Annotated in this window: 17 protein-coding genes; 15 read left to right on the top strand and 2 right to left on the bottom strand. The window is 38.6% G+C overall.

The window, feature by feature from the left end; translation table 11 throughout:
• Positions 1-40 precede the first annotated feature (40 nt).
• The 12 genes from ACX0HA_RS09805 to purD all read left to right on the top strand — a co-directional run bounded on the left by ACX0HA_RS09805 (position 41) and on the right by purD (position 16,363).
• Positions 41-1,729 carry a DUF6909 family protein gene (locus tag ACX0HA_RS09805; protein WP_458845098.1) on the top strand — a complete coding sequence of 563 codons (1,689 nt, stop codon included), beginning with the start codon at positions 41-43 and terminating at the stop codon, positions 1,727-1,729.
• A gap of 3 nt (positions 1,730-1,732) precedes the next feature.
• Entirely contained in the window at positions 1,733-2,725 is a 993-nt protein-coding gene (locus tag ACX0HA_RS09800) for a hypothetical protein (RefSeq protein ID WP_458845097.1), read from the top strand.
• An 84-nt stretch (positions 2,726-2,809) separates the two neighbouring features.
• Positions 2,810-4,054, top strand: a complete 1,245-nt coding sequence (locus ACX0HA_RS09795; protein WP_458845096.1) for a flippase — start codon at positions 2,810-2,812, stop codon at positions 4,052-4,054.
• Between the two features lie 30 nt (positions 4,055-4,084).
• Positions 4,085-5,476, top strand: coding sequence for an O-antigen ligase family protein (locus ACX0HA_RS09790; RefSeq protein ID WP_458845095.1), 1,392 nt, complete (start codon positions 4,085-4,087; stop codon positions 5,474-5,476).
• A complete protein-coding gene (locus ACX0HA_RS09785; RefSeq protein ID WP_458845094.1) occupies positions 5,442-6,239 on the top strand; it encodes a glycosyltransferase in 798 nt (265 codons plus the stop codon). The genes ACX0HA_RS09790 and ACX0HA_RS09785 overlap by 35 nt, the downstream gene beginning before the upstream one ends.
• Positions 6,236-9,064, top strand: a complete 2,829-nt coding sequence (locus ACX0HA_RS09780; RefSeq protein WP_458845093.1) for a family 16 glycosylhydrolase — start codon at positions 6,236-6,238, stop codon at positions 9,062-9,064. Before ACX0HA_RS09785 ends, ACX0HA_RS09780 begins: the two co-directional genes overlap by 4 nt.
• 13 nt (positions 9,065-9,077) lie before the next feature.
• Positions 9,078-10,259, top strand: coding sequence for an O-antigen ligase family protein (locus ACX0HA_RS09775; protein WP_458845092.1), 1,182 nt, complete (start codon positions 9,078-9,080; stop codon positions 10,257-10,259).
• Positions 10,249-11,391, top strand: a complete 1,143-nt coding sequence (locus ACX0HA_RS09770) for a glycosyltransferase (protein WP_458845091.1) — start codon at positions 10,249-10,251, stop codon at positions 11,389-11,391. The genes ACX0HA_RS09775 and ACX0HA_RS09770 overlap by 11 nt, the downstream gene beginning before the upstream one ends.
• A gap of 3 nt (positions 11,392-11,394) precedes the next feature.
• Complete coding sequence (locus tag ACX0HA_RS09765) at positions 11,395-12,720, top strand: hypothetical protein (protein ID WP_458845090.1); 1,326 nt, start codon at positions 11,395-11,397, stop codon at positions 12,718-12,720.
• The gene (locus ACX0HA_RS09760; RefSeq protein ID WP_458845089.1) at positions 12,720-13,703 is read left to right on the top strand and encodes a UDP-glucuronic acid decarboxylase family protein; all 984 of its coding nucleotides are present in this window, start codon (positions 12,720-12,722) and stop codon (positions 13,701-13,703) included. Before ACX0HA_RS09765 ends, ACX0HA_RS09760 begins: the two co-directional genes overlap by 1 nt.
• A gap of 2 nt (positions 13,704-13,705) precedes the next feature.
• Positions 13,706-15,070, top strand: a complete 1,365-nt coding sequence (locus tag ACX0HA_RS09755) for an undecaprenyl-phosphate glucose phosphotransferase (protein ID WP_458845088.1) — start codon at positions 13,706-13,708, stop codon at positions 15,068-15,070.
• A 21-nt stretch (positions 15,071-15,091) separates the two neighbouring features.
• Complete coding sequence (gene purD / locus ACX0HA_RS09750; protein WP_458845087.1) at positions 15,092-16,363, top strand: phosphoribosylamine--glycine ligase; 1,272 nt, start codon at positions 15,092-15,094, stop codon at positions 16,361-16,363.
• Here purD and ACX0HA_RS09745 read toward each other — a convergent pair.
• A complete protein-coding gene (locus ACX0HA_RS09745; protein ID WP_458845086.1) occupies positions 16,358-16,588 on the bottom strand; it encodes a DUF6341 family protein in 231 nt (76 codons plus the stop codon). The genes purD and ACX0HA_RS09745 overlap by 6 nt on opposite strands.
• Positions 16,589-16,759: 171 nt before the next feature.
• On the opposite strand from ACX0HA_RS09745, the gene ACX0HA_RS09740 reads away from it, so the two are divergent.
• The 3 genes from ACX0HA_RS09740 to ACX0HA_RS09730 all read left to right on the top strand — a co-directional run bounded on the left by ACX0HA_RS09740 (position 16,760) and on the right by ACX0HA_RS09730 (position 19,284).
• Complete coding sequence (locus ACX0HA_RS09740; RefSeq protein ID WP_458845085.1) at positions 16,760-17,566, top strand: DUF6427 family protein; 807 nt, start codon at positions 16,760-16,762, stop codon at positions 17,564-17,566.
• Positions 17,567-17,630: 64 nt separating this feature from the next.
• Positions 17,631-18,236 (top strand): DUF4254 domain-containing protein, encoded by a 606-nt coding sequence (locus tag ACX0HA_RS09735; protein WP_458845084.1) that lies wholly within the window; start codon positions 17,631-17,633, stop codon positions 18,234-18,236.
• Between the two features lie 10 nt (positions 18,237-18,246).
• Positions 18,247-19,284 (top strand): glycosyltransferase family 9 protein, encoded by a 1,038-nt coding sequence (locus tag ACX0HA_RS09730; protein WP_458845083.1) that lies wholly within the window; start codon positions 18,247-18,249, stop codon positions 19,282-19,284.
• A 744-nt stretch (positions 19,285-20,028) separates the two neighbouring features.
• Here the strand turns inward: ACX0HA_RS09730 and ACX0HA_RS09725 are convergent.
• Entirely contained in the window at positions 20,029-21,081 is a 1,053-nt protein-coding gene (locus ACX0HA_RS09725; RefSeq protein ID WP_458845082.1) for a 2Fe-2S iron-sulfur cluster-binding protein, read from the bottom strand.
• Positions 21,082-21,149 lie beyond the last annotated feature (68 nt).

Below are 21,149 nucleotides of genomic sequence, written 5' to 3'. Positions count from 1 at the left end.
TAAAAAATAAATCCTACATTTGCCGTAGGTACAAAAAACTATGCAGGGCATTAAAAACATATCGCGATCAAGGGCACAGGAGTCTTCTGCTGCTATAGAGAGGTTGTATATTACCATGAGGCACCTGTTTAACAGGGGCTTTTATAAGCCCATGGGAGTATCGGGTGATACATTGCGCGAAGCATTGCTGTCATTACGCCCTGAAATATACGGTTCTATAGCCGGGGAAAAAGCAGAACTTAATGGTTTACTCTACGTTATTGAACGCCTTCCTGTAGGAATTGAAGAATGCAGGTTTATCAACCTTACATCAGATGAAGGGTACTCTAAATCGCATTTTAAGGCTATTGTACCGCCAAAACGAAAACGCAACTGCTACCGTATAGACGATGAGCAGATGAATGTTGAGATTACACGCGGGAGGTCTGACATTTATGATATTCTTACCCACCTTACATTTATCTATATTGAATCGTACAAGATAAAGGACCGGGTAATTATAGACGATAATGGCGAGATGGCCCGTGACTGGCTTAAGCTGGAACAGGTGATAATAGCCAATGCAAAACTGAACCTTGTAGAAAGGGAACAGGCGATATCTCATACATCGAGTATACTAGGCAGAACCTTTGCCGAGATCACCGATATTTACGATGCCTTTGGCACTGCCGCGCAGCCTGACAGATTTTTGCATGTAATCTACTGGCTGGGCAAGCTGGCGCTTGAAGAAGCTCTTGGCGGGCCTAAACGCACCATAACCTTTAGCCCGATATTGCGCGAAAGGCTGGGACACCACATACATGGAGAGATATGGGCCGATAATATAAAGATGGTACTCAAGCAAAACGGTTTGCTCGAGCGTCCTATACATATCATCAGTGCTAATATGCATAGTGTAATGAATTCGGTCTATGCACCTTATGTGCTAAAGGCTAAATTTAAGGATAAGACCGATTTTTCTATATACGAAGACCTAAGCAAGACCAATAACGGGCCACTTAGGGATAAAGTTGAAGAAGCGGCACTTAAAAACGGTATGATCGCAATGCCTGACACATCGGGCACCAATATAGATGTACAGATTTTTGATACGGCTAAAATAGACTTTTCTAAAACTGCATTTCCTGATGCTAAACCGGGCGATGAGCATCCGGTAATTATAGTGATGGATTATGCTTTTGGTGAACAGGCTTATGAGACCATCGATGAGTTGTTAAAGCCGTTTAAAGAGGGCAAGACGAGAACATTGGTTAATGTAGAGTCGGTTTCCATAATGGGTAAGGCGGGTATTCTTGAGGGTGCTAAAGGCGACATCATGATACCATCGGCTCATATAAATGAGGGTACCGGTGATAATTATCCGTTTAAAAATGAACTTACGCCTGAGATGTTTGCCGGGCAGGGAATACCTGTTTACAGTGGACCAATGGTTACTGTACTGGGAACATCGCTACAAAATAAGGATCTGCTGAGGTTTTTTAACGAATCTACCTGGGGAGTAATTGGCCTTGAGATGGAAGGTGCCTATTACCAAAAGGCAGTACAGTCGGCATCAAAAATCAGGAAAAGCATCAATCCTGAAGTTAAGGTAAGATATGCCTATTATGCATCGGATAATCCGTTGGAAACGGGCAGCACGCTGGCATCAGGCGGTCTTGGTGCAACGGGTGTTAAACCTACTTATATAATTACGATTAAAATTTTAGAACAAATATTCAATTTATACTAAACTATGGCAAACACTACAAGTGCCGATAATCAGGATTTTGATTTAGGGCAATTATCTAAAAAGCTAAAGAACTATTTTTCAAGGTTTGGTGATTCTTTTTTTGACGCTATTCTTTTCATGAAGAGAAATATTGTAATCGTTACAATTCTTTTGGTTACAGGTGTGGCATTAGGTATTTATAAGGATCAGACCTCGAAGCTTTATGAGAATAAAATATTTGTTATTCCAAATTTTGGGAGTGTAGATTATCTGTATGAAGAAGTAGCTAATATATCTACTAAAATTGGCCGACAGGATACAGTTTTTCTTGAAGAATCGGGATTAAAAAATCCTGAAAACTTCGCTAAGATCGAAATTGAACCTGTAGTAGAAATCTATGAGTTTATAGAGGATAAAGATGTTGATGAAGACGACAGAAAGTTTCAGTTATTTAAGCTTATCTCTGAAAACGGGGATATGAAAAAAATCCTGGAATCGCCTACAACGAGCAGACACTATAAAAATCATGTGATTACTATAACTACTGTTGGAAAAACAAAAAGATCAGAAATTGTAGGACCATTGCTTGAGTACTTTAACAAGACTCCTTACTTCTTAAAGATGAAGGAGGAATATGTTAAAAATCTTAATTTAAAAATTGCTGCTAACGATACCATCCTTAAGCAGATTGATGCTGTATTGAATGATTTTTCGCGCAGCAAAAAAAATTCCAACACGTTATACTATAATGATAATACCCAGCTTAATGAAATTCTTAAGTTTAAAAACAAAATTTTAAAAGAACAGGGGCAAAACAGGATAGATGTTGTAAATTTTACAAGCATTGTAAAAGAAGGAGGTTCAATGTTTAACATCACTGCAAAATCTATAGTAGGAGGCAAAATGAAATATATTCTGCCGCTTCTGTTTATTATGATCTTTGTTATGATTGTAAGGTTCAGGAAGTATTACAAAAGACAGGTGGAGAAAAGAAAAACTGCAGCTGCTGCGCAGTAATGCTATATAATAAGTCCTGAATGGAATTATGTGATGATTGAAAAGATAAAAGTTTTTTTACGGTCGCCCGAGAAGAAAGTAGTTTTGAAGAATTTTTTTTCATTATCGATCCTTCAGGGATTAAATCTTGTTTTGCCGCTGATAACCTATCCCTATCTTACAAGGGTGCTGGGTGCAGATGGTATTGGCCTGATTTTTTTTGCTGCTGTATTCATCAATTATTTCCAGGTGCTTACAGAGTATAGCTTTAATATGTCGGCTACCAAGGATATAGCCACAAACGCAGGCAATCAGGAAAAACTGCATGAAATTTTTAACGACGTGCTTTCGACCAAGATCTTTCTTTTGGGAATCAGTTTTATAGGAATGCTGCTCATCGTTTTTTTTATTCCTTACTTCAGAGAAAATAAGCTTATTTATATCCTGACGTTTGGCAATGTAGTGGGGTTGAGTATTTTTCCGTCGTGGTTTTTTCAGGGCATCCAAAAAATGAAATATATAACTTATATAAATTTCTTTTCCAAGATAGTGTTTACAGCGGCCATTTTTGTTTTTGTGAAAACTAAGGATGATATTTTGCTGGCCCCGTTGTTTACTGCCTGTGGGTATATAGTGGCAGGTTTAATATCGTTATTTTATTTGAGACGTTATTTTAAGGTGCCTATAAAAAGACAGTCTTTTAAAAGGGTCAAAGAACAAATAAAGATGGGTAAGTATGTTTTCTTATCAGAGTTTAAGATTACGCTTTTTACCAATACCAATGTTTTGCTCCTTGGATTTTTGGCAGGAAATGGTGCGGTAGGATATTTCTACATTGCAGAAAAACTTGCCAGGGCAATTGGCAATTTATGTACGCCGTTTAGTCTTGCATTATTTCCTTACATGTCTAAAGAAATGCATAAAAATGCTGTTAACGCTTACAGGGATGTACTCAGGATAGTTAAAAACGGAATGTTCCTTTTTATAGTTTTCCTGATACCTGTTTTTATATTTGCTGAAGAGATTATCATTCTACTGTTTGGAGAAAAAATGCATAACAGTATTCTTGTTTTCAGGATATTGCTGTTTATTCCTATCGGCTCTTTCCTCGAAAACATGTTTGGCAAGCAAATTTTGCTCAATATAGGCAGAGACAGATTTTACTTTAATGTTTTTTTGGTAGCTACATTATGTAACATTGGCCTAAACCTTTATTTAACGTCTCACTACAGTTATATAGGTACAGCTGCCGCACTTACCATCACGCAGTTAATTATAGACATTGGACTGTATTATTATGCGAGAAGGGAAATACACAGATTTGCCCGTTTAGAAAATGCAGCCGTTTAATGAGCTAATAAGAGATTAAAATAAGCAAGAATGCTAAAAAAAATATATACTATATTATTTTTCCTGGGATTATTCTTCTTTGCCTTCAATGAATTTGAGGGTATTCCTGCATTGGGAGAATTTCAGAATGAGGCCGGCGCTTTCTTTTTTCTGGCAGGTTTTGTTGTTCTTATAGCCAGTGGAAAAATAGGTGTTCCGATAAAGAATTTTCATTTTCATCTGCTTTTGCTCTTTTTGGCATGGTGTATTATATGTACACTGCTTAATTTTCCGTCGGTTCTTGAAAACTATTTTAAGCAAACAGGAGGGGTTAACCGTTTTATAAGGCAATACTTTTCGCTTTTGCTTTCCTGTATGGTGTTCTTTTTATTGTATTGGAATGTTATAAAGAACATGACTGCCAAAGAAATATTATTACAGATCAGGAAAGTATTTTTTTATTCGCTCATAGTGGCATCGGTATACGGTTTTTTTGAAACATTAGTTACAGTCTTCCATATATCTGCCGCTATGTCTGTTTTAGACTTGTTCAGTTACCTTCCCTTTATTGAAGTAAAAGTGCATCAGGACAGGATATCGTCTATTTCATACGAGCCGCCTTTCCTTGCCATTTATCTTATTACTATAGCGGGGTGGATGTTCAGTTATATTTTGACAGAAAACAAATGGTACAAGTTTTTGCCAACCCTCGCAATTTTGGTATTAACCTATTACTCAGGATCAAGAACAGCATTGCTTGTTATATTTGTTCAGCTTGCTATATTCCTTTCTTTTCTTTACAAAACAGCAAACTATCGTAAATACCTGGGGTATGCCGTTGCATTTATTTTTTTTGGTGCTGTGGTACTGCTCGCGTTTAATGCCGAAAAAGTTATAAAGTCGGTAGGGACAAAACTCGAATCACTTAATTTTAAAGATAATCTAACCAAGAGCGTATCTAATAAATCCCGTTTCGGTATGCAGTATGCATCCCTGAAAGTATGGGAAGAAAATCCTATAGAGGGCGTCGGTTTTGGTCAGCAAACCTATCATAGCAGGCATCATTATCCCGGGTGGGCAACAAGCGACAATTATGAATTCAGGTTGTGGTATATGAATCCTAATGAAAAATCTTTCCCGCCAGGTTACAATCTTTTTACAAGGCTGTTAGCTGAGACGGGAATTGTAGGCACATTACTTTTTATATTCCTTTTATATTTTACAATAAAAGAGTCCAGATTTATGTCACGTTCAAGAACCGACGATGAAAAGATTATAGGTATTATACTTTTAGTATCTTTTTCAGGACTTTCAATTAATTGGTTACAAATTGATTCTTTAAGAATGTATGGGTTTTGGCTTTGTTTGGCAATACTCATTCGATTAAACACTAAAAACAGAACTATTAATGAGCAAATCAGTACTGTTAATTCCCCATTATAATAATCCCGAAGGATTAAACCGTTCCCTTGCCTCCATCGAGGCGTCTGAAAAGATTGATGTACTTATTGTAGATGATGGAAGCAGGAAAGCACTTATAGATGAAAACGTGATCAATAATGCTTTCAAGGCAAAAGGCACTGTAAAATATATATATCTTGAGGTAAATAAAGGCATAGAGCATGCTTTAAATACCGGGCTTGAATATATAGTAGCAAAAGGATATGAGTATGTAGCACGTCTTGATAGCGATGACGTTTGTATAGGTAAAAGATTTGAGATTCAGGAATCTTTTTTAGATACTCATCAGGATATTGCTTTGGTAGGATCAAATGTTATTGCTGTAAGTCCGGAAGGCAAATTCTTGTTTAACATCATAATGCCGCAGAATAGCGATGACATTAGGAACAAGATGTTTTTAAATTCTATGTTCATGCATCCCAGTGTTATGTTTAGGACAGCGATTGTCAAAGAAGAGGGGTTTTATCCGCTAAATTACCCGGCGGCGGAGGATTATGCTTATTTTTTTAAAATTTCTCAAAAATATAAGACAGCAAATATACAGCAGTTTTTAATTAACTACGAAATCAACCCTTCGGGAATATCTATTACCAAGAGAAAACAACAGGTAACCAGCCGTTTAAAAGTTATTCGTGATAATTTTCATTTAGGGTTCTATCCAGTGTATGGGCTTGTAAGAAATACGATAATATATTTAATACCGCAAAAGCTGATAACATTTATAAAAAAAATCAAAAGATCATGAAAAAAATACTTTTAATTTTTACAATATTGTTTTTAAATAATTTCTTGTGTTTCGGGCAGTTAAATTATTCGCTTCCAACCGGATCAAGTAATGCGAATTGGGAGCTTGTTTTTGATGATGAGTTCAACTGGACCAGTGTTGCGGCAATGAAAGATCCTGTAAACGGTAAATGGGATTTGGTAGGATCGCCTTCAATAGGGCATTTGGGTAGTCGGGCATACGAGTCAGAAAATAATATAACTTTTTCGAACAGTATCATGACATTAAGTGTAAAAAAAGAAACAAAAAATATATTTCTTGGCAACGCTTTTGAACCCAACCTGAGCCCAGATTATTGGTTGACTTGGTTTCCTTGCAATGTAGACAATACTAGTGGTTTTGGCTGCAGCTCTCCCTTAGGAGGAGATACCAGTATATTAACCGAGGAGCAAAGATTAGCCTATTTTAAATATTATATTAAACAAAATATTAAATGGCATGGATTGGGTGTTACTGATTCTGAAGTTGATGCCATACAGGCTAATCAAGTTGGCACATTTGCTACAACTGATTTTGGATCAAATAGCGACATCAAAAACCTACATTGGAAGTTTACTAAGCCGCCTATGCTGTCAAGCAAACAGAAACTTAGATTTGGTTATTATGAAATAAAATGCAGAATTACCAACGCACCAACCGGTAAAAATTATCATGGATTTGGATCTAATTTTTGGTTATATTCTGCATCCGGTTGTACTGGAACCTGTTATTCTGAAATTGACATATTTGAAAGCCATAACAAGGGGACTTCATCAGGTGAGTATTTTACAGGCGGAGAGCAGAAATATAAGGTAAACCTATACTTTGGAAAATGTAATGATTATCTTTTACCTCATGATGATCTTTATAGTAAAGCAGACGAGCCCCTTAGTATTGGGAACGGATGGCATACTTATGGGTGCTATTGGAGTGGTAATGAAATGGTTTTTTACAAAGATGGAGTTAAGGTAAAAACGGTAAATAGACACACTAATATTTCGGGGAATAATAAGATTGATTTTATACATGAATTGAAAGGCATGAATATTATTTTGAATATCGGATCTTTCATTTATAATGAAGAGGCAGAGTTATTAAATAACCAATTTCCATATAATTTTGAAATTGATTATGTAAAAGTATACAAGCCTAAATTTTTAGATATGAGTAGTGTTACTGAATGCAGTTTATATCCTTATTGGCAGGAAAATGGATTTAAAACTCTTTCAGGTATAAATGATGGCGATTTATGTAATAATAATCCGGCTGTGAATGATAAGACTTTTGTTACAGATGTTAACGGAGATGGAAAGGAAGAGCTAATCTTAATTAATTCGGAATATTGCACAAGTTCCGGTAGCATAAGAGTTATAGATGTACAAAATGGCCAAACTATTTTTACCATTCCTGTAGGTAAATTAGACGGATGGCTTGATGAAGGAGATCGTTCGTACTTAGCAGATATTGACGGTGATGGAATAAAAGAACTGGTACTAATGAACTTTCAGACTACAGGAAGTAGCAGACCTGACTTATTAGCTGTTGATTTAAGTAATGGAGCATTTAAAAAATATCTGAGCCCAACTGAGTTTGGAGCGACTCTTGAAGGTTGGGTTGATGGTCAGGACAGAATGTTTTTTGGAGATACAAATGGGGATAATAAAGATGAACTGATTTTTTTTAATAGAGATGTAGCAGGTACAGCTATAAGGGTAATGGATATTGCGACTACGCAAACACTATTTTCAATGCCTCATGGAACTTTTTCCGGATGGATAGATGATAATGATAAAATGTTTGTAGCAGATACAAATGGAGATAATAAAGATGAGCTAATACTGATCAATTCATCTTATTCAGGAGGGGCTGTAAGGGTGGTTGAACTTACGGGAAGCGGAAACACTCTTTTTTCTAAATCACATTCTGCCGGAACAGCGACTTTTAGTAACTGGCTTGATGCAAATGACAGGATTATCATTACAGACGTTAATAATAATGGCGCGGCTGATATGGTCATGGTGAATACAAACACAACAGGTAATAGTCTTAGAGCTATTAACCTGACTGGATCTGGGACAGATATTTATAATATTACAAATAGTAGTTTTAGTGGTTGGCTTGAGAGTTGTGATAGGATATTTGTTGCAGATGTTACGGGAGATGCAAAAAAAGAATTTATCCTTGCAAATACCTCTTCTGCTTCTGGTGGAGCAATAAGGGTTTTTGATCCATTTACAAACACATCCCCTTTTTGCGCCACATATGCAACATCTGGAGGATGTAATACTAATGCTTCAGGAACTTTTTCAGGTTGGTTAGACAGTAATGATAAACTTTGTATCGGTAAATTCAAATCGGCAAAAACAGACGTGTTATTTATTAATACCTCTTACACAGGTGGAGCCTTAAGAGCAATGGATCTTACAACAGGTCTTTCTTTTGGTAATCAGCCACATGGAACTTTTCAGGGATGGATTGATGGATTTGATGAAAATTCGAATTCAAACTGCAATTCTATTTCAATGAAAACCTCGGATATATCTAATGATATTGAAATTGACGAGGGTGCATTAAAAATATCGATTACTCCCAACCCTGTTATTGACAATATGACTATAAATAATCCTAAAATTATATTCGAAGAATTTAGCTTATTTGACATGAATGGGAATGAGATTTTAAAAGATAAACTTACAGAAGAGGTATATAATTTAAATATTTCATTTTTATCATCAGGAGTTTATATAATGGAGTTTAGAAATCTTAAAAGTCAACAGACCATTACTAAGAAAATTATTAAAAAATAATAAACTTTTGAAGATGCAGCTTAATAAAGCATACGATTACCTCTTTGCACTATTGCTGGTTGTACTGCCGTTATCTAAGGCGGCACCTAATATTGTGATTGCTGTCATTGCCATAAGCTTTATTGTTGGTATTAAAGGCGTAGACTTCAGACGCCTTAAAAGCTTGCCGTTTATATTGCTTTATGGATTCTTATGTTATTTTTTTATTAAAGCGGCAATTACCGGGAGCCTGTTTGCCGAATGGAACATCTACAAAAAATACATTATACTTTTTTTTATACCGGTATTATTCCTGAAAGTAAGGAATGTACAGGTCGTTAAGGCAGGTGTAGTAGTGGGTACCATGCTGCTTGTAGCAGGGACGTTTGTGCTGGTAGGTCGTTATTATATCTCTCATGGCGTGCTTCCGTTTGGCATAGGGGAGGTCGTTAATACCCTGATACTGCTCGAAAGGCCTTATGCCGGTTTTTTTGCGGTTGCGGGGACAATTTTCTCTCTGGATCTTATAAAGTACTATCCGCGCCATAAAAAGCTGCTTATAGCCTGTAGCATTGTATCGGTGGCCTTTATCTTGCTGATTGCGGCAAGGATATCTTTCCTTAGCCTGATCGTACTGACATTGTTGTATATACTTTTTTATCTTCCGGTTACAAGAAAGATCAGGCTGGTGCTTATTATAGCATTCATTTCACTCACGGCAGCCATATTCTTTTTTAATAAAAATATTGCCGACCGTTTCTTCTTAAAAGAGTCGATGCAGGTTGCAATGGATTATGAGCCAAGGTTAATAATATGGCCCTGTGCCTATGAGCTTTCGCAACGCGACGATTTTAATCCCGTAACCGGTTATCCTGATAACACGATAGTCGAGGATCGGTATGTAGACTGCTATACGGAAACAATAACGGACAATCAGGATAAGAACGAGTACTACAGGGCCGAAAGATTCAACTCACACAACCAGTTCATCGATTTTTACCTTACAACGGGACTGATAGGCATACTGCTGTTTGGCGGTTTCATAATCGCTTTATTTTTGCAGGTTAAGGGCGACTTTGCCTATACAGCTATCATTATAGCTATGCTGCTGTTCATGCTGGTAGAGAACGTGTTGCACAGACAAATGGGTAGTTACTTTTTTAGTATCTTTGGCGCTTTGCTATTGATGAGAAAAATACCGGTAAATGAAAATTAAAGTTATGCATGTACTGCATGCTGTTGGGGGAGTCGATGTGGCAGTAAGGCTGATAGTAGACAATATCAGTTCAGATAACTTTGAGACCGTGATAATTCAGGGTTTTAATGACAACAACAATCCTTTTCTGGACAATAAGGGCAATGCTGTAAAAAGTTATAAAATCCCTTTTTTCAGGGAAATATCTTTGATAAAAGACATTAAGGCGATAGTTAACACGTGCAAAATTATCCGTAAGGAAAAACCCCATGTTATCCACGCACACAGCGCCAAAGGAGGGGTTATAGGGAGGGTTGCCGGGCTGTTAAGCGGTACACCTTCGGTCTACACGCCGCACGCCTTTTCTTACCTCAGTACAAACAATAGCAAGAAGCGTAAAATTTATCTGGCGATAGAGAAATTTTTCAGGAGCACTAACGGAAGCATAGTGGCTACTTCAGAATCTGAAAAGCAAAGAGCTATAACAGAAGTAGGCTTCAGCCCAGAAAAAGTATTGCTTTATAATAATAGCATAAAGCCGATAACCACCATTCAGCCGCTTTCGATAGCTAAAACATGGCCTGACGAGTACATTTGTACCGTAGGCAGGCCTTCATATCAAAAGAATACCGATTTACTCATAAGAACGATAGGTGAGATTAAAAAAAGACACGACATACATCTTGTGCTAATGGGTGTGGGTTATCACTCTGAAGATCTTGATGTCATTACTAAGCTTATAGCTGACTTAGGGCTTGAAAAGAATATTACCATGTTACCGTGGACAGCGCGTGAAGATGTGTTTAACATTGTAAAAAACGCGAAGGTATATGTTTCAGCATCACGATATGAAGGATTACCCTATTCGGTGATAGAAGCCATAGCACTGAGCAAGGCATGTGTAGTGAGCGATTGCGATGGTAACAGGGATTTGATTATCGATAATGTAAACGGATTTGTAATTAAGGAAGAGAGTCCGGAGTTGTATGCCAATAAGATCATTAATCTTCTTGATGATAAGGAACTTAATGCTACTTTTTCGCAAAATGCGATTTCTTTTTTCTCGAAACATTTTGATGTAAATAAAAACATTGTCCACCTGGAGTCCATATACAGAAATGCGGCAGCAAAAAAACAGGCACAAATCATATAAAAAATGACAGCAAATTATAAATCGACAAACAGTTTTTTATTAAGACGGATAGGGCTTGCGCCCAGTAAAAAGTTATTGTCGTTTTTCATAGTTTTCATATTTACAACCCTGCCATTTGGCTATGCCTACAATAGCCTTGCGATAGTACTTTTTGTATTATATTCGTTCCTTTCTTACCGAAAGCAGGATGTTGCAGGCAAATATATCCTGTTGATCCCTATTCTCCTCTATTTGCTCATGGTTATCTCGTTTACCTGGTCTATAGATACAAAAGCTACCATAAAGGCACTGAGTAAAGAAGCGGCGTTGTTCTTTATTCCTATAGCATTCTTCTTCAACAGGAAGATTCTGAATATAAGCAGGCGATCAATATTAAAGAGCATCAGCATTATAATGTGTTTTTTTGCTCTGTTTTACTTTATAAGAGCTGCGGTAAGATTTATTGAAACGGCCGATGAAAATGTGTTTTTTCATAATGAGCTTGCGACGCCGCAGGTATCAGCATTATATCTTTCGGCGATCTTTTCTGTAGCCTATTTTTACTTCCTGTCGGTCAAGAACAAACGTTTTTTTGACTATTTTGGGTTGGTTATCATTTCGGCAATGCTAAGCCTGCTATTGGTGAAAACAATTATTGCGATTGATATTTTGCTTACGGTGGTCTATGTGGCTTTTTTTTCGAGGGTATCAGGAAAATCCAAAATTGTAAGAACATTGTTTTTTCTGGCGCTTACAGCCGGATTTATTTATGCTTCTAAAAAAAGCGACATATTTCCTGCGGAATACACCTCAAAAATTCCTGAGATGGAAATGGTGGCAAAAGCAAATCTGCCATTGCATAATGTAACAGTGCAGGAAGCATGGTCTAAAGAAAGGTTTAACGAAAATGATTATTTTAATGGCACTGCTTTTAGGGTATACCAGGCGCGAATCTTTAAAGAGCTGCTGCAGGAAGACCCTATGGTATGGGTAGGTTATGGACTTAATGCTTCGATGAAGAAAATAGAAGAAAAATCGGCCGAGCATAACGTTTTTGAGGGCGGGTACCTTAATCACAGGTATGCACGCCAAAACTATCATAATCAGTATTTAGAGGTCTTTTCAGATCTTGGTGTTGCAGGACTCCTTTTACTGCTTGTAATGCTGTTTATAAACCTTAAAAATTCGTTTGCGGCAAAAGATTTTGTTCATATTGCTTTTGCAATTCTTATGATAGCCTTACTTTTGACGGAATCTTTTTTATGGAGGCAGAGAGGTATAGTTCTTTTTATATTGTTATACTGCCTTTTTAATATAAAACTGCCGGAACGGTCTGAAAAATCAATATAATGAAAAGAATACTCATAACAGGAGCAGCGGGTTTTTTGGGATCACACTTATGTGACAGGTTTATAAAAGAAGGTTACTTTGTTATAGGCATGGATAACCTGATAACAGGTGATCTTAAAAATATTGAGCATCTTTTTAAACTTGCTAATTTTGAGTTTTATCACCATGATGTTACAAAATTTGTAAACATACCCGGAGACCTGGACTATATATTGCATTTTGCATCGCCCGCAAGCCCTATAGATTATTTGAAGATACCTATCCAGACACTTAAGGTGGGCTCTTTGGGCACGCACAACCTTCTTGGATTGGCAAGGGTTAAAAAAGCACGCATACTTATCGCATCGACATCTGAAGTATATGGAGATCCATTGGTGCATCCACAGTCTGAAGATTATTACGGTAATGTAAATACCATTGGCCCACGCGGCGTGTATGACGAAGCAAAGCGTTTTCAGGAATCGATAACCATGGCATATCACACCTTTCACGGTGTTGAAACCAGGATAGTAAGAATATTTAATACCTATGGCCCAAGAATGAGGCTGAACGATGGCCGTGTTATTCCGGCATTCATCGGGCAGGCACTTAGAGGCGAAGACCTTACCATCTTTGGAGACGGTATGCAGACACGTTCTTTTTGCTACATAGACGATCAGGTCGAAGGTATATTCAGGTTGTTGCATTCAGACTATATTTATCCGGTAAACATTGGTAATCCGGATGAGATTACTATAAAAGATTTTGCCGAGGAGATCATTAAGCTTACAGGGACAGACCAAACGGTAGTATACCGCCCTCTGCCTGTAAACGACCCTCTTCAGCGCCAGCCGGATATCACCAAAGCAAAAGAACTATTAGGCTGGGAGCCAAAAATAGGCCGTGCCGAAGGGATGAAGATAACTTACGAGTATTTTAAATCGCTTTCGCATGAGGAACTCCTTAAAGAGGAACATAAAGATTTTTCAGATTATATTCGATAATAATGAGTTCATCAGGCAGGGGAAGATATTCTAAATTTTTAAGACCCATCAGCATCGTCTTTGATCTGACGATAGTGCTTGGGCTTCCATTTTATTTTTTCAGGGATCTCAATGTAAATTATCTGCATTTTGGTGCTTACGCAGCAATATCATGGAGCCTTGTGGCTTATTTTTCGGCATTTTATGAAACATATCGTTATACACCCGAAACAAAAATACTGTCGAGGCTTGTAAAGCAGGCGTTGGTTTACCTACTTACTGTAATAGCATTTTTTCCATTTGCGAAATATGTTGCCTTTGAAAGTGAGCCAATACTTCTTTATGGATTTACCGTTTTTTTAAGCGTAACAATCTTTAAATTTGCAATGTTCCTGTACCTTAAAAAATACAGGCTTGGTGGAAGCAATATTAGAAAAACCATTATTATAGGATACACTCCGGAATCGTTACGGCTGAAAGATTTTTTTGAAAACAATCCTGATTACGGCTATAAGTTCATGGGCTTCTTTTCAGACAGGCGACATGATAATGTTGCCATGACAGGGAAAGTAGCGGAAATTGAGGGGTTCATTACAGAAAATGCCGTAGATGAAATATACTGTTCGCTAAATGAGGTAAGCAATCTAAAGGTAAGGGAACTGGTAGCATTTTGTGATGCCAATGATAAAACACTAAAGTTCATTCCGGATACCAAACAGATTTTTTCCAGAAACCTTGTAATAGATTATTATGAGTCTTTTCCGGTATTATCTTTACGCAAAACGCCGCTGCACGAGCCCGTGGCTATTTTTGTAAAGCGAATTTTTGATATAGGCTTTGCGTTTTTGGTAACATTGCTGGTGTTGTCCTGGCTAACGCCAATAATGGCGCTGCTTATAAGGCTTGAGTCCAGAGGGCCGGTGTTTTATAAACAGATAAGGGCCGGAATTAACGAAAAAGAGTTTTCGTGCTATAAATTCAGGTCAATGCAGATAAACGACCAAATGGATAAGCTGGCTGTAAAAAATGACCCAAGGGTTACAAAAGTGGGCAAATTTATCAGGAAGACAAGTATAGACGAGCTGCCACAGTTCCTGAATGTGCTAAAGGGTGATATGTCGGTGGTAGGGCCCAGGCCGCACATCTACTCCATTAATCACCGCTATAGCGTTAAGATTAAAAAATATGGGGCAAGGCATACTGTAAAGCCCGGAATTACGGGACTGGCGCAGGTAAAAGGCTTCAGGGGCGAGATTACCGGCGATGAAGACATGATAAACCGTATCAGATATGACGTTTTCTATATAGAGAACTGGTCGATACTATTAGATATAAAGATAATTTTACAAACTGTTGTGGGCATGTTTGGCGATGAAAAGGCCTATTAGACAACAAAATAATCTAAGCATATGAAAATTTTATTACTAGGATCAGGAGGAAGAGAGCATGCACTGGCATGGAAAATGCTGCAAAGCCCACTTTGCGATAAATTATTTGTTGCTCCTGGAAATGCCGGTACTGCCGGTATTGCGGTAAACGTAAACATGAATCCACTGGATTTTGAATCGATAAAAAGCTTTGTACTTCAGGAAGAAGTAAATATGGTTGTGGTAGGTCCTGAAGATCCGTTAGTAAAAGGGATCTATGACTTCTTTAAGAAAGATGCCGACTTAAAAGATATTCCGGTTATTGGCCCGTCTAAAGTAGGCGCGCAGCTGGAAGGGAGTAAGGAATTTGCAAAGCAGTTCATGGTAAAGAACAATATTCCTACTCCTGCTTATGAGAGTTTTACTAAAGAAAGCGTAGAGGAGGGCTGTACATTCCTTACCACGCTTAAAGCGCCTTATGTATTAAAAGCAGATGGACTTGCTGCGGGTAAAGGAGTTCTTGTTATCCAGGATCTTGAGGAGGCTCAGGATGAGCTTAGAAATATGCTTGTGGGCGAAAAATTTGGCCAGGCAAGTACTAAAGTTGTTATAGAAGAATTTCTTGATGGTATTGAACTTAGTTGCTTTGTAATTACTGACGGAAAGAACTATAAGATATTGCCTACGGCAAAAGATTACAAGCGCATTGGCGAAGGAGATACAGGTCTTAACACGGGAGGTATGGGTGCCGTATCGCCGGTTCCGTTTGCTGATGCTGCGTTCATGGAAAAAATAGAGACTCGTATCGTTAAGCCAACGATTGAAGGGCTTAAGAACGCTAATATAGACTACAAAGGCTTTATATTTATTGGCCTGTTTAATGTAGGCGGAGAACCGCTTGTTATTGAGTATAACGTAAGGATGGGTGACCCGGAAACCGAAGTGGTAATCCCGAGGCTAAAATCTGACCTTGTAGAGGTATTTAATGCGGTGGCTGCTCAGGAGCTTGATAAAGTCGATTTTGAGATCGATGAGAGATCGGCGACAACCATCATGGTAGTGTCGGGCGGATATCCTGAAGATTATGATAAAGGGATGGTAATATCGGGTCTTGAAAATGTAGAGGGTTCTATCGCTTTCCATGCCGGAACAAAACTGGACAACGGAAACGTGGTAACCAGCGGAGGCCGTGTAATAGCAGTAACTTCTTATGGGAATGACTTTAAAGAGGCCATAAAAAAATCTTACCAAAACATAGATAAACTAAGCTTTGATAAGATGTATTTTAGAAAAGATATCGGCTTTGACTTATGATAAGAAAGAGTGAGCCGTAGTATCCTGATCGTCTTCGTTGTTTTGCTTGAATATTTTAAGCTGTTTTAGCCAGTACATTGTAGCTGCACAACAGATAAGGATAAAGATCCATGTTATGATGTTTGCCAGCCACCAGTTATCTAGCTCAAGGCTGCGGAAAAAGTTTAATGGCAAAAACAGGATGTCTGTAAACAGGTAGCCTATCGCTTCGAAAAATGCTTTCATTTTTAAACAAGTATTATATTTACTGTCACAAAAGTATAAAATATTCACATGCTAGCAAGTGTTTTTAATAAATCCAGACCTGTAAATTACGTTTTAATAGGCGCGGTCCTTATTTTAAGTTACTTTTTGTACTTATATAAAGACCCGGCCTGGACACAAAACTACCTGCTGATGGCACAAAAGGCGGGGCTTCTGCTGCTTTTGGCAGGAGCGCTGTTCCTTACAAATTTTATTACGCGACGTAATGTGCTGAGCAAGGCAAATACCTATGCCATGTTCCTTTTTATGGTGTTTTTGATATTATTTCCCACTACGCTGGTCAATATCAACATCATTATTTCCAACTTTTTTCTTTTGCTGGCACTACGCAGGCTAATATCGCTGCAGTCGCTCATCACGCCAAAAGAAAAGATATTCGATGCCTCCTTCTGGATATTTGCTGCGGCAATATTCCACTTTTGGTGCATTGCCTACATAGGCCTTGTGTTCATATCGATTATCTTTCACGTGTCGCGTGATTACAGAAACTGGCTGATACCTTTTATCGCATTTTTTGCGGTATCGGTGCTGTACCTTATGGTTGGGCTTATTGTGGGAGAAGGTTTTTTTGAGACCATATCCGAGAATATTGCCATCAGCTTTGACTTTACTTATTTCGAAAATATCTACCAGAATATTGCGCTTGCGGTATATTCGTCTATTGTTGTGCTGTTTGCATTTCCGTATATATTTTCGATTACCAGCAAGCCGCTTAACCTTCAGTCATCCCATAAAAAGATTATATATTCTTTTCTGATAGGCGTTGGTGTATATGTGCTTTCGGCGGGTAAGAACAACAGCTTCCTGGTGTTTACCTTTGCGCCGCTTGCCATTATGGGTGCTAATTACTTTGAGAGCCAGGAAAATAAATGGTTTAAAGAAGTAGTACTTGGCCTTATTGTGCTTATAGCCGTGTTCCTGTTTGCATCGCAGTTATAAGTAGTCCGTTAGCAGGTTACAAGTATTACTCCTATATTTGCAGAACACAATAAACAATTACATTATGTTTTCTAAGATCGCTTTCCCAATATTTGAGCAGAGCATTAACGACTATCATAAATATGACAGCGTAGACCAGCCTATTAGCAATCCGTATGCTAAGGATCAGATAGAGCATTTGCTTTATGCAAAAAACTGGGTAGATACAGTACAATGGCATTATGAGGATATTATCCGTAACCCGGAGATCGATCCTGTAGAGGCACTTGTACTTAAGAGAAAGATTGACGCTTCTAACCAGGTGCGTACGGACATGGTAGAATACATAGACAGTTATTTTTTACAGCAATACGGCAACGTAGCGGTAAAAGACGGCGCTAAGATCAATTCTGAAAGTCCGGCATGGGCGCTTGACAGATTGTCGATCCTTGCGCTTAAGATATACCATATGAATGAAGAGGCTACCCGTGAGGATGCATCTGAAGATCACAGGGCAAAATGCAATGAGAAGCTGAACGTACTTCTGGAGCAGAAAAAAGACCTGACAACTGCTATTGATGACCTTATCACGGATATTGCCAATGGCGATAAATTCATGAAGGTGTACAAGCAGATGAAAATGTACAACGACGAGGAATTAAACCCGGTATTGTACCAAAACAAGAAATAATACCTGATTGATGTCAGGAACCAAAAATATACTGGTAATAAGGCTTTCGGCAATGGGAGACGTCGCAATGACGGTTCCGCTGCTGAGAGCCTTAGTTGCTCAGTACCCCAGCGTGAAAATTACGGTACTCTCTAAGGCTTTCTTTGAGCCATTCTTTGACGATATTCCTAATATAACTTTTTATGCCGCCGATGTTAACGGCAGGCACAAAGGGTTTTTCGGGCTGCTAAAACTGTACAGGGAACTGCGCGCATTGAACATCGATGCCGTTGCCGACCTGCACAATGTACTGCGCTCAAAAATCGTTACAAAACTCTTCTTCCTTAGTGGAAAACCTACTGCAACAACCGATAAGGCTCGTGATGAGAAAAAAGCGCTTACAAGGACTGAAAATAAGGTTTTCAGGCAGCTTACGCCAATAGTTGAAAGGCACAGGCAGACGTTTGAAAAACTGGGCTTCCCGATAGACCTAACGCATCCTGTTTTTCCTGAGAAAAAACTACTTTCGACAGAAGTATCGGCAATTGCCGGAGTTAAAACAGGTAAGTGGATAGGTATTGCGCCTTTTGCACAGCACCAGGGCAAGGTTTATCCGCAGGATTTGATGCAGGAAGTGATAAACGGACTTGCTGCCAACCCGGATTATACCCTTTTCCTTTTTGGCGGAGGTGCAGCCGAAACCGCACAACTTGAGGCATTTGCCAATGGCAAAAACAACATCATAGTTACAGCCGGAAAACTGAAACTCGCAGAGGAACTTAACCTGATAAGCCATCTCGACCTTATGCTGAGCATGGATAGCGGTAATGCCCATATAGCAGCAATGCTTGGCGTTAAAGTCATTACCCTTTGGGGGGCGACCCATCCGTATGCAGGCTTTGCACCATTCAATCAGCCGAATGATTACACCCTTACATCTGACAGAAACCGATATCCTTTATTGCCAACATCCATTTACGGTAATAAAATTGTTGAAGGTTACGCAGATGCCATGCGTACCATTACTCCTGAGTCTGTGGTGGGTAAGGTTAATGAGGTTTTGAAATAACCCAACGCTTTCATTTGACTTAAGCCAGCCTTAACCCAACCCTTAAGGGTAGCCTTACGCTATGCGATACGGGTAGCGTTCACTATGTGTAATTATATGATTATCAGATGTTTTACATATCTCATAACCCTTTGATTCCCAACAGCCAATTAACAAATTCCTGGGTTTTTGCTTGACCATTTGCTTAAGAAAAAAAAATAAAACTCAAATTATCAGGTAGTTATAAACGGAATCGGTTAAAACCCTTGTGAACTGGTAATAATCTCCCTGAGGGTTCCTGTCCATTGCCTTGTGACTGTATTTGCTTCTGTCTTTGGATTGTTTTCCAATTTGTACCACGACCTATATAAAGATATTATAACTAAGATATATAATAAACATCCCCAATAAATATCCTTAAATATCTTCCCAAAAAAACTAACCAAAAAAAGTCCTTCATAAGGAGACATTTTGATTTAGTTTTTTTTCTCTTTCTCTCTTTTCTTTTTTTGAGGTTTAATGGGAATGGGAAAACGGCTCACTCCTGCACAGGCACACCCGGGGGGGCGGAGCTGCAAGTATTCAGTCGCAGTGAGCACGTTCTGTCATTTCGACTAAAGCGCAGCGGAATGGAGAGATCTCAATAAAGATTTATTTTTTCCTGAGCAGAGATTTCTCCGCTGCATTTCATTCCGGTCGAAATGACAACCGTTATAAACAAAAAATCCCCGGTTAACCGAGGATTTTCTTTATTGTACGTGACGATTAAACGTCATCAAAATCTACATAGACCTCGCCCGATGTTGGGTGTGCCTGGCAGGTAAGGATAAGGCCTTCGGCAATCTCGCCATCGGTAAGTATGGCATTCTTTTTCATTATTGCGGTACCGTTAGTGATACGCGCCATACAGCTGCTGCAGATACCGCCCTGACAAGAGTAAGGTGCATCTACACCCTGTTTCAAAGCTGCATCAAGAATGGTCATTTGCTGCGACATCATGAAGGTAACTTCCTCGTCGTCTACCAAAACAGTGATCTTGGTCTGTCCGTCAAGGTTCTCCTCGATTTTTTTCTCGGCTATTGGCGTAGAGAACAGCTCAAACTGAATGTTATTTTCAGAGATGTTATTTTCTCTAAGTACTTCATTTACAGTAAGAATCATTTGCTCGGGTCCGCATAGGTAGAATTTCTCGAATTCTTTCTCTTTGTGCTTGTTCTTGATCACAAAGTTTACCGCAGCACGCTCAATGCGTCCGAAAAGTGCCTCTTCGGCTTTTGCCTGACTGTATACAAAGTGAACAAAGAAACGGCCCACATATTTTAGGTGCAGGTCGTGCAGGAACTGATGGAAGATGGTGTCTTCGGGCGTTTTGTTACCATATACAAGCACGAAAGTACTCTCCGGCTCACTCTGCAATACCGACTGTATAATAGCCATTACCGGTGTGATGCCGCTTCCTGCTGCAAAAGCTGCATAGTTGCGCTGACGTCCCGGTTTAGGTTCGAAGGTAAACTTACCTTCGGGAATACCTACTTCCATAGTGTCGCCCGGGGCAAGCTTTTCGTTGGCAAAAACAGAGAATCCGCCATTTTTAACTGCCTTTATGGCTACACGAAGTTCGTTACTGCCCGGTGCCGAGCATATTGAATATGCCTTACGGATCTCCTGGCCTTCAAAGTTTGTTTTTATGTTTATGTATTGTCCTGCAATAAAATTATAGTCTTCACGCAGGTTTTCCGGAATCTCAAAAGCGATGGAAACAGCTTGTGGCGTTTCTCTTCTTACATCTTTGATTTTAAGTGAATGGAATGTTGACATGTGTGTTTATTTGATGCAAAAATAAGCATTCCAAACAGCTTAATAAAATAACCTGCCGTAAAATAATA

Source organism: Flavobacterium hauense, assembly GCF_054457175.1.
Note: the sequence above shows the minus strand (reverse complement) of the source record. Positions and strands in the feature narration are given on the sequence as shown.